Origin of the sequence: Agromyces larvae, assembly GCF_022811705.1 — a bacterium.
GTDB lineage: Bacteria > Actinomycetota > Actinomycetes > Actinomycetales > Microbacteriaceae > Agromyces > Agromyces larvae.
The window spans coordinates 1,711,683-1,724,330 of the sequence record NZ_CP094528.1 but is presented as its reverse complement, the minus strand read 5'-3'; the positions used below and the strand labels follow the sequence as shown (position 1 = coordinate 1,724,330).

The following is a 12,648-nucleotide window of genomic DNA, read 5'->3' as shown; positions in this document are numbered from 1 at the left end:
ACCCCCTGAGAACGAGGAGTCAATTTCACCGTGCCCAAGATCCTGATCGTCGGTGGCGGTTACGCGGGCTTCTACACCGCGTGGAAGCTCGAGAAGTGGCTTCGCCCGGGCGAGGCCGAGGTGACGGTCGTCGACCCGCTGCCGTACATGACCTACCAGCCGTTCCTCCCCGAGGTCGCGGCCGGGTCGATCGAGCCGCGGCACGCGGTGGTCGCCCAGCGGCGGCACCTGAAGAAGACCAACGTCGTCACCGCGAAGGTCACCCGCATCGACCACGCGTCGAAGACCGCCACGATCACGCCCGAGATCGGCGAGCCCTGGGAGTTCGAGTACGACGTGGTCGTCGTCACGGGCGGTGCCGTCTCGCGCACCTTCCCGATCCCCGGCATCGCCGAGAACGCGATCGGCCTGAAGTCGATCGAGGAGGCCGTCGCGATCCGCGACCGCGTGCTCCACAACTTCGACAAGGCCGCGGCGCTGCCCGCCGGCCCCGAGCGCGAGCGGCTGCTCACGTTCACCGTCGTCGGCGGCGGGTTCGCGGGCATCGAGGTGTTCGCCGAGCTCCGCTCGTTCGCGAGCGCGCTGCTGGAGTACTACCCGCAGCTCACGTTCGAAGAGACGCACTTCCACCTCATCGAGGCGATGGGCCGCATCATGCCCGAGGTCTCGCTGCCCACCAGCCATTGGGTCATCAAGCACCTCGCCCAGCGCGGTGCCGAGGTGCACCTCGACACGCAGCTGAAGAGCGCCGTCGACGGCGTCGTCGAACTGTCGACGGGCGAGACCTTCGAGTCCGACCTCATCGTGTGGACCGCGGGCGTCATGGCGAACCCGGCGATCGTGCGCACGAGCGACCTGCCCGTCGAGGAGCGCGGCCGCATCAAGACGCGCGCCGACCTGCGCGTGGGCGACGACGACGAGATCGTGGCCGACGCCTGGGCGGCCGGCGACATCTCGGCGGTGCCCGACCTCTCGGGCGGCGGCGTCGGCGGCTACTGCGTGCCGAACGCCCAGCACGCGGTGCGTCAGGGCAAGCTGCTCGCGAAGAACATCGTGGCGGTGCTGCGCGGCGAGGAGCCGAAGCAGTACGTCCACAAGAACCTCGGCGCGGTCGCCGGTCTCGGCGTCGGCCAGGGTGTGTTCCAGTCGGGCAAGATCGCGATCAAGGGGCTGTTCGCGTGGTTCGCGCACCGCGGCTACCACGGTCTCGCGATGCCGAGCTGGGAGCGCAAGTTCCGCGTCTTCACCGGTTGGTGGAACAACTTCTGGCTCGGGCGCGACATCGTCGAGCTCGCCGCCGTGCAGACGCCGCGGGCGTCGTTCGAGGCGTTCGCCGCGCGGCCGAAGCCGCCGGTCGAGGCGGCGCCGGCACCCGCGCCTGCGAAGGCTGCCAAGGCCGAGAAGGCCGAGAAGGAGCCCGTCGCGGCGAAGTAGCCCGCACGGTCCGAAGGGGTCGCATCCGGTTCGCCGGTGCGGCCCCTTCGGCGTTCGGCGACGCATCCGATGCCGCTACCGTTGACGCGGGCCCCCGTAGCCCAATCGGCAGAGGCAGGCGACTTAAACTCGCCGCAGTGTGGGTTCGAATCCCACCGGGGGCACGCGGGCGCCGACCGGTGCGGGCATCGTGCGCGGCCCGCGTCCGGTCAGGGCATCCGGTCGAGCCGACGCAGGATGACGCCCTCGCGCAGCGCCCACGGCGACACGTCGAGCGACTTCACGCCGAACGCGCGCATCGCTTCACTCAGCACGACGGCGCCGGCCACGATCTGGAACGTGCGGTCCTCGGTGATGCCGGGCAGGGCGGGCCGGGCGTCGGCGGGGATGCGGGCCAGGCGGGGGGTCCAGTCGTCGAGGCCCTTCAGGCGCAGCACCGAGCGGTCGGATGCCCCGGGCCCGTCCTCGGTCGAACCGGCGAGCCGCGCGAGCGAGCGGATCGTCTTCGACGAGCCGACGACGTGGTCGGGCCGGCTCTCGAGCGGGAACCCGCCCACGACGTCGGTCAGCACGCTTCGCGCGTGCGCGCGCAGCCGGTCGAGCTCGTCGGGGGTGGGCGGGTCGTGGCGCAGGAACTCGACGGTCGACCGCCCGGCGCCGAGCGGCACCGAGAGCGCGACATCGGGGTCCTCGTCGCTGCCGAGCGCGAGCTCGAGCGACCCGCCGCCGATGTCGAAGAGCAGGATGCGGCCCGCCGACCAGCCGAACCAGCGTCGCACCGCGAGGAACGTCAGCCGCGATTCATCCGCACCGCTCAGCACCTGCAGTTCGACGCCGGTCTCGCGTTCGACCCGCGCGAGCACCTCCTCGCCGTTGCGCGCCTCGCGGATCGCCGAGGTCGCGAAGGGCAGGAGTTCCTCGATGCCGTCGGCGCGTGCGGCGGCGACCGCGTCGCGGATCGAGCCGACGATCGCCTCGACGCCCTCGGCGCTGATCGCGCCGTCGGGCTCCAGGTAGCGCATGAGCCGCAGCACCGACTTGTGGGACGTCTGCGGCAGGGGCTGCCCGCCGGGATGCGCGTCGACCACGAGCAGGTGGACGGTGTTGGAACCGACGTCGAGCACACCCAACCGCATGATGCGAGCGTAACGGGATTCGTGCATACTGATGCGACTGGGACGATCGTCCCACTTCCGCGGCGACGATGTACGGAGGCAGGATGGCGCGTATCCCCGCCGCCGAGCGTCGTGCCGCGCTCGTCGAAGCCGCCATCCGGGTCGTCGCCCGCGACGGCATCGCCCACGCCACGACCCGCGCGATCGTCGCCGAAGCGGGCATGAGCCTCGCGAGCTTCCACTACGCGTTCGAGTCCCGTGACGAGCTCATCGACGAGGTGATCCGCACCGTGGTCGCTCGCGAGCAGCAGGCCGTCGTGCCCGACCGCATCGAGGGCGGCACGCTCCGCGACCTCCTGGAGGCCGGGCTCTTCCGCTATCTCGACCACCTGCGCGCCGACCCCGACCGCGAGCTCGCGATGCTCGAGCTCACCCACTACGCCCTGCGCTCGCCCGATCGCCACCCGCTCGCGGCGATGCAGTACGCGCGGTACGCCGAGCTCGCCGCCGAAGCGCTCGGCGTCGCCGCGGCGATGACCGGCACCCGCTGGCGGGAGCCCGTCGAGCAGATCGCCCGCACCCTCGTCGCGTTCACCGACGGCATCACCACCACCTGGCTCGTCGATCGCGACGACGACGCGGCCCGCCGCGTCGCCCGCGCGGCCGCCGACGCCCTCTCGAGAATGGCGGACCCCGCATGACCGAAGTCGACGCCGACGTCGCCGCCCCCGCGACCGGTGCCTTCGCCGAGCCCACCCAGCGCATCCGGGCCGGCTGGATCGCCGCCTTCGCGACCGCCTGGCTCGGTATCTGGATGGCGCAGCTCGCGCCCGTGCAGCTCCTGCTGCCGGTGCAGATCGATGCGGTGCTGCACCCCGAGCACTGGACCGACAGCGTGCTCGCGTTCGGCGTGGTCTCGGGCATCGCGGCGGTCGCGACGATCATCGCCTACCCGCTCACCGGCGCACTGAGCGACCGCACCGCGTCGCGGTTCGGCCGCCGCCGCCCGTGGATCCTCGCGGGCGCGCTGGTGTTCGCGCTCGCGCTCGTCGCGCTCGGCTTCCAGGCGGACATCGTCGCGATCGGCGCCTGCTGGGTGGCCGCCACGATCGGGTTCTGCATGATGACCGCGGCCCTGACCGCCACCATCTCCGACCAGGTGCCGGTGCCGCAGCGCGGATTCGTCTCGGGGTGGATGTCGGCGCCGCAGGCGGTGGGCATCATCCTCGGCCTCGTGGTCGTCACCATGCTCGTGACTCAGCAGCAGGCCGGGTACGCGGTGCTCGCGGTCGCGCTCGTCGTGCTCGCCCTGCCGTTCCTCGCCCGACCAGACCGGGCGCTCGTCGACCGCGAACGGGCCCGCGTCACCGCGCGCGGCGTCATCGCGAGCCTGTGGATCAGCCCGCGCGAGCACCCCGATTTCGGGTGGACGCTGCTCAGCCGGGTGCTCGTCTCGGTCGGCAACGCGCTCGGGACGAGCCTGCTGCTGTACTTCCTGATGTTCGGACTCGGCGACGCGCACGCCGAGGACGATCTCATCGTGCTCACCCTCGTCTACATGGTGTTCGTCATCATCGCCTCGCTCGTGCTCGGCAAGCTGAGCGACCGCACCGGCCGTCGGCGCGTGTTCGTGCTCGTCGCGTCCGTGCTGCAGGCGATCGCCGCGCTGCTGCTCGCGTTCGTGCCCGACCTCGGCATGGCGATGGTCGCGGCGGGCGTCCTCGGCCTCGGGTACGGCTGCTTCCTCTCGGTCGACCAGGCGCTGGCCACGCAGGTGCTGCCCGACGCGACCGCGCGCGGCAAGGACCTCGGCATCATGAACATCGCCACCGCGGTGCCGCAGGCGCTCGGCCCCCTGATCGGCGCGCTCGCGGTCGTGGCGACCGGCTCGTTCACCCTCGTCTTCGTGCTGTCCGCGGTGTGCGCGCTCTGCGGAGCCGTCGCGGTCGCGCGGGTGCGGGGGGTGCGATGAGCGCGCTCGACCTGCATCGGTCGGATGCCCCGGGCCCCGCGGCATCCGCCCCCTGGAGCCGGCCCGCCGCCTACTGGGGCGCGATGACCGCGGCGACCCGCCACCTCGACGCGCCCGTCGGCGCGCTCAACCTCGCTGCGCTCCGACACAACGCCGCCGACCTCGTGCGCCGCGCGCACGGCACCCCGATCCGCGTCGCGTCGAAGTCGATCCGGGTACGCGAGGTCATCGAGTCGCTGCTGCGGCTGCCCGGCTACCGTGGCGTGCTCGCCTACACGTTGAGCGAAGCGATCTGGCTCGCCGACACCGTCGACGACGTCGTCGTCGGCTACCCGACCGCCGAGCGCGGCGCGATCCGCCGGCTCGCGACCGACCCGGCGCTCGCCTCGAAGATCGCGATCATGGTCGACTCGCCCGAACAGCTCGACCTGGTGGACGCGGTGGTCGCGCCCGGCGAGCGCGAGCAGATCCGGGTCTGCATCGAACTGGATGCCTCGTGGAAGGCGCCCGTGCTCGGTCACTTGGGCGTGCGGCGGTCGCCGGTGCACGCACCCGAGCAGGCGGGCGCGCTCGCCGCGTACGTCGCCGCGCGCCCGGGGTTCCGGGTGGTCGGCGTGATGGCGTACGAGGCGCAGATCGCCGGCGTGGTGAACCGGCCCGCGGGCCGGCCCGTCGAAGGAGCCGTGAACCGCTGGATGCAGTCGCGCTCGATGCCCGAACTCGTCGACCGCCGAGCGCGTGCGGTCGCCGCCGTCCGCGAGCACGCGGACCTCGAGTTCGTGAACGGCGGCGGCACCGGCTCGCTCGAGGCGACCAGCGCCGACCCGTCGGTCACCGAGATCGGTGCGGGCAGCGGCATCCTCGGCGGCCACCTGTTCGACGGATACGCGCACTTCACCCCCGCGCCCGCCGCCGCCTTCGCGCTGGACGCGGTGCGAGCCCCGAGCCCCGAGCATCGCACCGTGCTCGGCGGCGGCTGGATCGCCTCGGGCCCGCCCGCCCCCGACCGGCTGCCGCTCGTGGCGTGGCCGCCGGACCTCGAGTACCAGCCGCGCGAGGCGGCCGGCGAGGTGCAGACCCCGCTCTCGGGGCGCGGCATCCATCGCCTGCGGGTCGGCGACCGGGTCTGGTTGCGGCACACCAAGTCGGGCGAGCTCAGCGAGCACCTGAACACGTTCGCGGTCGTGGACGGCGACCGCGTGGTCGACGAGATCCCCACCTACCGGGGAGAGGGGAAGGCGTTCCTGTGAGCGCGAGCGGAGCCGTGTGGCGCAACTGGGGGCGGAGCGAGCAGGTGCGACCCGTTCGCGTGGAGCGACCGGCGACGGCCGACGCGGTGCAGCGGGCGGTGCAGTCCGCCGCACGTGCCGGGCTCCGGGTGAAGCCCGTCGGCGCCGGCCACAGCTTCACGGGCATCGCGGTCGCCCCCGACGTGCAGCTCGACCTCGGCGCGCTCACCGGTGTCGTCGACGACCGCGAGGCCGCCGAGGGGCGGCTCACGATCGGCGCCGGAACCCGCCTGCACGCCCTGCCGAAGCTGCTCGAGCCGTACGGGCTCGCGCTGGCGAACATGGGCGACATCGACCGGCAGACGATCGCCGGCGCGACCTCGACCGGTACGCACGGCACGGGCCTCGGGTTCGGCGGACTCGCGACCCAGATCGTCGGTGCGCGACTCGTCACCGGCGCGGGGGAGCTGATCCGGGTCGCGCCCGACGAGCGGCCTGAGCTGCTGCCCGCGGTGCGGCTCGGGCTCGGCGCCCTCGGCGTGCTCGTCGACGTCACGCTGCAACTCGTGCCGCAGTACCTGCTGCACGCCGTCGAGCGGCCCGAGCCGCTCGAAGACGTGCTCGACGCCTGGGCGGACCGGGTGCAGGGCGCCGACCACTTCGAGTTCTACTGGCACCCGCACACCGACTCCGCGCTCACGAAGACGAACACCCGGCTCCCGGCCGATGCCGAACGCCGGCCCCTCGGCCGGGTGTCGCGGTGGATCGACGACGAGCTCGTCGCCAACGGCGTGTTCCGCGTCGCCTGCAATCTCGCCCGGCCGATTCCGCAGGTCGCACCGCTCATCGCGCGGCAGGCCGAGCGGCTCAGCAGCAACCGCGAGTTCATCGACTGGTCGCCTGCCGTCTTCGTCACGAACCGCACCGTGCGGTTCCGCGAGATGGAGTACGCGATCCCGCTCGCCGAGGTGCCCGGCGCGCTCCGCGAGGTGCGGCAGCTCATCGAGCGGCGCGGATGGCGCATCAGCTTCCCGGTCGAGGTGCGCGCCGCGGCATCCGATGAGAACTGGCTGTCGACCGCGTACGCGCGCGAGACCGGCTACATCGCGGTGCACCGGTTCTTCCGAGAGGACCCGGCCGAGTACTTCGCCGCCGTCGAGCAGATCATGCTCGCCCGCGGCGGCCGACCGCACTGGGGCAAGATGCACACCCGCGATGCCGAGTATCTGCGCGCGGCCTACCCGCGGTTCGATGACTTCCTCGCGGTGCGCGACGAACTCGACCCGACGGGGGTGTTCGAGAACCCCTATCTGGAGCGCGTGCTCGGCCCGCGGGTGCGCGTCGGGACGAACGGCGGCTGAGCGGCACGCGACCTTCCTCCGAGTCCGATGGGAATGACGATGGCACCCGGCGCACCTCGGTAGGATGAGGTCACCGTCCGAATCGCCCACCGAGGAGTGCATCGCGCCATGGAATGGCTCATCCCCGTCATCATCGTCGTCGTGCTCGCGGCGATCGTCGGCATCTACCTCTGGGCGACGTACAACTCGCTGGTCACGCTCAACGTGCGAGTCGACGAGGCCTGGAGCGACATCACGGTGCAGCTGAAGCGCCGCGCCGACCTCATCCCCAACCTCATCGAAGCCGTCAAGGGCTACGCCGCCCACGAGAAGGCCGTCTTCGAGAACGTCACGAAGGCCCGTGCCGAGACCCTGCAGGCGCACGGCCCGGCCGAGGCATCCGCCGCAGAGAACCACATGCAGCAGGCGCTGAAGTCGATCTTCGCCGTCGCCGAGGCGTACCCGCAGCTGCAGGCCAGCCAGAACTTCCTGCAGCTGCAGGCCGAGCTCGTCGACACCGAAGACAAGATCCAGGCCTCGCGCCGGTTCTACAACGGCGGCGTGCGCGAGCTGAACACGAAGATCAAGGTGTTCCCGAACACCCTGTTCGTGCGCAACCTCGGGTTCCACGAGCGCGACTTCTTCGAGGTCAGCGAGGCTGCGGCGATCGCCGAGCCGCCGCGCGTGCAGTTCTGATCACGGGGCGCTGATCACCGCAGATGTACCGCGCGATCGCCAAGAACAAACGCAACACCGTCTTCACGATCCTGTTCTTCCTGCTGATCATCGGCGCGCTCGGGTGGCTCGCCGCCTGGATCTACCACTCGCTCACGATCTTCATCGTGACGATCGTGGTCGCCTCGGGGTACGCGCTGATCCAGTACTTCACCGCCGACAAGCAGGCGCTGTCCATGTCGGGCGCCGTCGAGATCCGCTCGAAGGCCGACCACCCGCGCCTCTGGCGCACGGTCGAGAACCTGTCGATCGCCACCGGCACGCCCATGCCGCGCGTGTTCGTCGTGTCCGACCCGGCGCCGAACGCGTTCGCGACCGGCCGCGACCCCGAGCACGCCGTGGTGGCCGCCACCACCGGGCTGCTCGAGATCATGGACGACGCCGAGCTCGAGGGCGTCATGGCGCACGAGCTCGGCCACGTGCGCAACTACGACATCCGGCTGTCGATGATCGTGTTCGGCCTCGTCGTCGCCGTCGGGTTCATCAGCGACATGCTCGTGCGGATGGCCTTCTTCGGCGGCAACCGCAACAACAACGGCAACCCGATCGTGCTGATCTTCGGCATCGTCGCGATGCTCATCGCGCCGCTGGTCGCCTCGCTCGTGCAGCTGGCCATCTCGCGCCAGCGCGAGTACCTGGCGGATGCCACGGGCGCGATGACGACGCGGCACCCCGACGCGCTGGCGAGCGCGCTGCTGAAGCTCGAGCAGTACGGTCGGCCGATGAAGCGGCAGAACTCCTCGATGGCGCACCTGTGGATCGCCGACCCGTTGAAGAAGGGTGCGATGGACCGCCTGTTCGCGACCCACCCGCCGATCGCCGAGCGGGTGAAGCGGCTGCACGAGATGGGCGGCAGCTTCTAGGAAGAGCTCGCTGAGCCAGTCGAAGCGAGCCCCGTGGGCCCTGCTCTCCCTTCGACGGGCTCTCCCTTCGACGGGCTCGCCCTTCGACGGGCTCAGGGGGCTTTCACATGAGCTCGGCTGCGAGCGCGGGGGAGAGATCGCCACGGCCGACCACCACGACCTCGCCGAGGCCCTGCCAGGCCGCCGCCCGCTCGAGCACGGGCACCAGCCGCGCCGCCGTGTCGGCGGGTGCCGACGGCTCGGTCCACGCCGACTGCACGCGCAGCACCCCCGCCTTGCGATCGCTCTTCAGGTCGACTCGGCCCACGACCCGATCGTCGACGAGCACGGGCAGCGAGTAGTAGCCGAAGACCCGCTGCGGCTCGGGGGTGTAGATCTCGATGCGGTAGTGGAAATCGAACAGCCGCTCGGCGCGCGGCCGGAACCAGACCACCGGGTCGAACGGCGACAGCAGCGCGGCCGCGTCGATGCGGCGCGGCCGGCGTGCGTCGCGGTGCACCCAGGCGGGGGTCGGCTTCGACCCCGTCGTCCACCCGGGCACCGTGACGGGGAGCAGCACCCCGGCGTCTTCGAGGTCACGGACGGCGGGGGCCGCCTCGGCGCGCTTCAACCGCCAGTAGTCGGCGAGGTCGGCGAGGGTCGCGATGCCGAGAGCGGATGCCGCGAGCTCCACCAGCCCGCGGACGGACTCGTCGTGCGACGGCTCGGCGTCGAGCAGGTCGGCCGGCAGCGCCTGGGCGGGCAACGCGTAGACCCGCTCGAAGCGCCGACGCTCGACGCAGACCACCTCGCCGGTGCGCAGCATCCACTCGAGCGTGCGCTTCACATCGCTCCAGCCCCACCACGGCCCGCGCCGCTCGTTCGCGTCGTGCTCGATCTCGCTCGCACGCATCGGGCCGTTCGCGGCGAGCTCGTGCACGAGGAAGTCGGCGAGGTGCCGGTTCTCGGCCACCCAGCCGCCCCACGCGTGCCCCTTCGCCCGGTACGCCTCGCGCCGGAAGCCGAACAGCGGCCAGAGCCCCCGCGGGATGAACGCCGCCTCGTGCGCCCAGTACTCGACCGTGCGGCCGCGCCGACCCGTGGTGAGCCGGTCGAGCAGCGCCTTGTCGTAGCCGCCGAGCCGGCTGAACGCGGGCAGATAGTGGCTGCGCTCGAACACGTTCACCGAGTCGATCTGCAGCAGCGAGAGCCGGTCGAGCAGGCCGGCCAGGGCGCGGGTGCCCGGCTCGGCGGGGGAGGCGCGCCCGAACCCCTGCGCGGCGAGCGCGATACGGCGGGCGAGGGCCGGGCTGACGGAGTCCAACATGATGCGCCCACGCTAGCGCCGGCCGCCGACATCGGCTCGTGGCATCCGACTGCCGGGCCCGCATGCCGCCCGCATGCCGGGCCCGGAATGCACCGCGCCTAGACTGGAGCGATGGCGGAGCGAGTGGGGCGGTCTCGGCGAGGATTCACGACACGGCGCGACCAGCGCGCCCGAACGCCCGAGCCGGCGCCCGTCATCGCAGAGCCCGTTCGCGACGCCGCAGCGAGCGTGCCGTTCGGCATGCGGCTCGCGGCGGCCTGGTCCTGGCGCCTGCTGCTGGTCGGCGGCGTGCTGGCGGTCGTGGTGTTCCTCGTCATCCAGCTGCGGCTCATCGTCATCCCGATCCTCGTCGCCGTGCTGCTCGGCGCCCTCCTCGTGCCGTTCTCGAGCTTCCTCCAGCGGCACCGCTGGCCGAAATGGCTCGCGGTGACCGCGGCGATGCTCTCGGCGCTGATCGTCGTCGGCGGCCTGCTCACGCTCGGCATCACCTTCATCGCCCGCGGCAGCGAAGGGCTCGTCACACAGTCCCTCGTCGCCTGGGAGGACTTCCGCGGCTGGCTGCTCGAAGGGCCGTTCCACATCACCGAGGCCGAGCTGAACGCCTGGGTCGCCCAGATCATCGAGTCCGCACAACAGGACAGCGGCCTGCTCGTCAGCGGCGCGCTGTCGGTCGGCTCGACGCTCGGGCACTTCCTCGCGGGCCTGCTGCTCGCCCTGTTCGCGACGCTCTTCATCCTCATCGACGGACGCGGCATCTGGAACTGGATCGTCGGCGTCTTCCCGCGCCGAGCGCGCGCCGCGATCGACGGCGCCGGCCAGGCGGGGTGGACGACACTGCAGAACTTCGTCAAGGTGCAGATCCTCGTCGCGACGATCGACGCGGTCGGCATCGGCCTCGGCGCGTTCCTGCTCGGCCTGCCGCTGGCCGTGCCCATCGCGATCCTCGTGTTCCTCGGCTCGTTCATCCCCATCGTCGGCGCCGTCGTGACCGGGGCGCTCGCGGTGTTCGTCGCGCTCATCTACAACGGGCCGGTGATCGCGCTCATCATGCTCGGCGTCGTCCTGCTCGTCCAGCAGGTCGAGGGGCACGTGCTGCAACCGCTCATCATGGGCACCGCGGTGAAGGTGCACCCGCTCGGCGTGGTGGTCGCCGTCGCGACCGGGTCGCTGCTCGCCGGCATCCCCGGGGCTCTGTTCGCCGTGCCCGTCGCGGCGGTCGTCAACGTCATGGTGCTGTACATCTCGCGCGGGGCGTGGAAGGCGGATGCCCCGCCGGAGGCCGTGGCCGCCAGAAGCCCGCTGTGGCGCACCGTGCCCAAACGGCCCGGGTTCGCCCGCGACGAACCCCTCACCACCCCCGCCGACCCACGAGAAGAGGCACGACCGTGACCGAGACCATCGCCGGTCCCTCGATCGAGGACTTCGAACGAGCGCGCGAGATCGTGTCCGCCGTCGCCCGCCGCACCCCGATGGAATCGTCGCGGCACCTCGCGGGGCGGCTCGGCGTGCCGGTGCACCTGAAGTGCGAGAACCTGCAGCGCACCGGCTCGTACAAGCTGCGCGGCGCCTACCACCGCATCTCGGCGCTGACCCCCGAGGAGCGCGAGCGCGGCGTCGTCGCTGCGTCGGCCGGCAACCACGCGCAGGGCGTCGCATACGCCGCCCGCGAGCTCGGCATCCGCGCGACCATCTTCATGCCGGTCGGCGTCGCCCTGCCGAAGCTCGAGGCGACGAAGTCGTACGGCGCCGACGTGGTGCTCGCGGGCGACTCGATCGGGGAGACCCTGCAGGCGGCCGCCGACTTCGCCGAACAGACCGGCGCGGTCATCATCCCGCCGTACGACCACATCGACGTCATCGCCGGGCAGGGCTCGCTCGGCCTCGAGATCCTCGAGCAGGTGCCGGATGCCGCGACCATCGTCGTGGCGATCGGCGGCGGAGGCCTGGCCGCAGGCATCGCGAGCGCGGCGAAGCAGCGTGCCGCACAGCTCGGGCGGAGCATCCGCGTCGTCGGGGTGCAGGCCGAGAACGCGGCACCCTACGTGGCGTCGCTCGCCGCGGGCGAGCGGCGCGAGGTGCCCGTCGTGCCCACCATCGCCGACGGCATCGCCGTGTACCGGCCCGGTGAGCTGAACTTCGAGATCGTCCGCGACGCGGTCGACGAGATCGTGACGGTCAGCGAGGACGACATCGCCCGCGCGCTGCTCGTGCTGCTCGAGCGGGCGAAGCTCGTCGTCGAACCGGCCGGTGCGGTCTCGGTGGCGGCGCTGCTCACCGGCAAGGTACCCGCCGACGGCCCCATCGTCGCCGTGCTCTCGGGCGGCAACATCGATCCGCTGCTCATGCAGCGGGTCATCTCGCACGGACTCGCCGCCTCGGGCCGCTACCTCACCGTGCGGCTCGGGCTGCCCGACCGGCCCGGCCAGCTCGTCCGGGTCGCCGGGCTGCTCGCCGACACCCACGCGAACGTCGTCGAGGTGCTGCACACCCGGCACGGACGCGGCCTGCAGATCTCGGAGGTCGAGATCGACATCTCGGTCGAGACCCGCGGACCCGAGCACCGCGCCGAAGTGGTCGAGGTGCTCCGCCGCGCGGGCTACGACCCGGTCGTGCTCGACGACTGAGCGGGGCTCAGCGCGGGCGCTCCGGGTCGC

The 12,648-nt window shown here is 72.0% G+C and carries 11 protein-coding genes and 1 tRNA gene; 10 read left to right on the top strand and 2 right to left on the bottom strand.

What is annotated here, in order from left to right:
* Window positions 1–30: 30 nt before the first annotated feature.
* Window positions 31–1,434, top strand: a complete 1,404-nt coding sequence (locus MTO99_RS08185) for an NAD(P)/FAD-dependent oxidoreductase (RefSeq protein WP_243558307.1) — start codon at window positions 31–33, stop codon at window positions 1,432–1,434.
* 90 nt (window positions 1,435–1,524) lie between these two features.
* Window positions 1,525–1,598 (top strand) — tRNA-Leu (locus MTO99_RS08180).
* A gap of 45 nt (window positions 1,599–1,643) precedes the next feature.
* On the opposite strand, the gene MTO99_RS08175 is transcribed toward MTO99_RS08180, so the two are convergent.
* Window positions 1,644–2,570, bottom strand: coding sequence for a Ppx/GppA phosphatase family protein (locus MTO99_RS08175; RefSeq protein ID WP_243558306.1), 927 nt, complete (start codon window positions 2,568–2,570; stop codon window positions 1,644–1,646).
* Between the two features lie 83 nt (window positions 2,571–2,653).
* On the opposite strand from MTO99_RS08175, the gene MTO99_RS08170 reads away from it, so the two are divergent.
* From MTO99_RS08170 to MTO99_RS08145, 6 genes are all read left to right on the top strand, one after another.
* Window positions 2,654–3,250, top strand: coding sequence for a TetR/AcrR family transcriptional regulator (locus MTO99_RS08170; RefSeq protein ID WP_243558305.1), 597 nt, complete (start codon window positions 2,654–2,656; stop codon window positions 3,248–3,250).
* A complete protein-coding gene (locus MTO99_RS08165) occupies window positions 3,247–4,521 on the top strand; it encodes an MFS transporter (protein ID WP_243558304.1) in 1,275 nt (424 codons plus the stop codon). The genes MTO99_RS08170 and MTO99_RS08165 overlap by 4 nt, the downstream gene beginning before the upstream one ends.
* Window positions 4,518–5,771, top strand: a complete 1,254-nt coding sequence (locus MTO99_RS08160) for an alanine racemase (protein WP_243558303.1) — start codon at window positions 4,518–4,520, stop codon at window positions 5,769–5,771. Before MTO99_RS08165 ends, MTO99_RS08160 begins: the two co-directional genes overlap by 4 nt.
* Window positions 5,768–7,111: a D-arabinono-1,4-lactone oxidase gene (locus tag MTO99_RS08155; protein WP_243558302.1), complete on the top strand. Its 1,344-nt coding sequence runs from the start codon at window positions 5,768–5,770 to the stop codon at window positions 7,109–7,111. The genes MTO99_RS08160 and MTO99_RS08155 overlap by 4 nt, the downstream gene beginning before the upstream one ends.
* A 108-nt stretch (window positions 7,112–7,219) precedes the next feature.
* Entirely contained in the window at window positions 7,220–7,786 is a 567-nt protein-coding gene (locus MTO99_RS08150) for a LemA family protein (RefSeq protein WP_243558301.1), read from the top strand.
* Between the two features lie 23 nt (window positions 7,787–7,809).
* The gene (locus MTO99_RS08145; RefSeq protein ID WP_243558300.1) at window positions 7,810–8,688 is read left to right on the top strand and encodes a M48 family metalloprotease; all 879 of its coding nucleotides are present in this window, start codon (window positions 7,810–7,812) and stop codon (window positions 8,686–8,688) included.
* A 103-nt stretch (window positions 8,689–8,791) separates the two neighbouring features.
* Here the strand turns inward: MTO99_RS08145 and MTO99_RS08140 are convergent, their stop codons facing one another.
* Complete coding sequence (locus MTO99_RS08140; protein WP_243558299.1) at window positions 8,792–9,994, bottom strand: winged helix-turn-helix domain-containing protein; 1,203 nt, start codon at window positions 9,992–9,994, stop codon at window positions 8,792–8,794.
* A gap of 111 nt (window positions 9,995–10,105) precedes the next feature.
* On the opposite strand from MTO99_RS08140, the gene MTO99_RS08135 reads away from it, so the two are divergent.
* On the top strand, window positions 10,106–11,383 hold the full coding sequence (locus MTO99_RS08135) for an AI-2E family transporter (RefSeq protein ID WP_243558298.1): 1,278 nt from the start codon (window positions 10,106–10,108) through the stop codon (window positions 11,381–11,383).
* On the top strand, window positions 11,380–12,618 hold the full coding sequence (ilvA, locus tag MTO99_RS08130) for a threonine ammonia-lyase (protein ID WP_243558297.1): 1,239 nt from the start codon (window positions 11,380–11,382) through the stop codon (window positions 12,616–12,618). Before MTO99_RS08135 ends, ilvA begins: the two co-directional genes overlap by 4 nt.
* Window positions 12,619–12,648 lie beyond the last annotated feature (30 nt).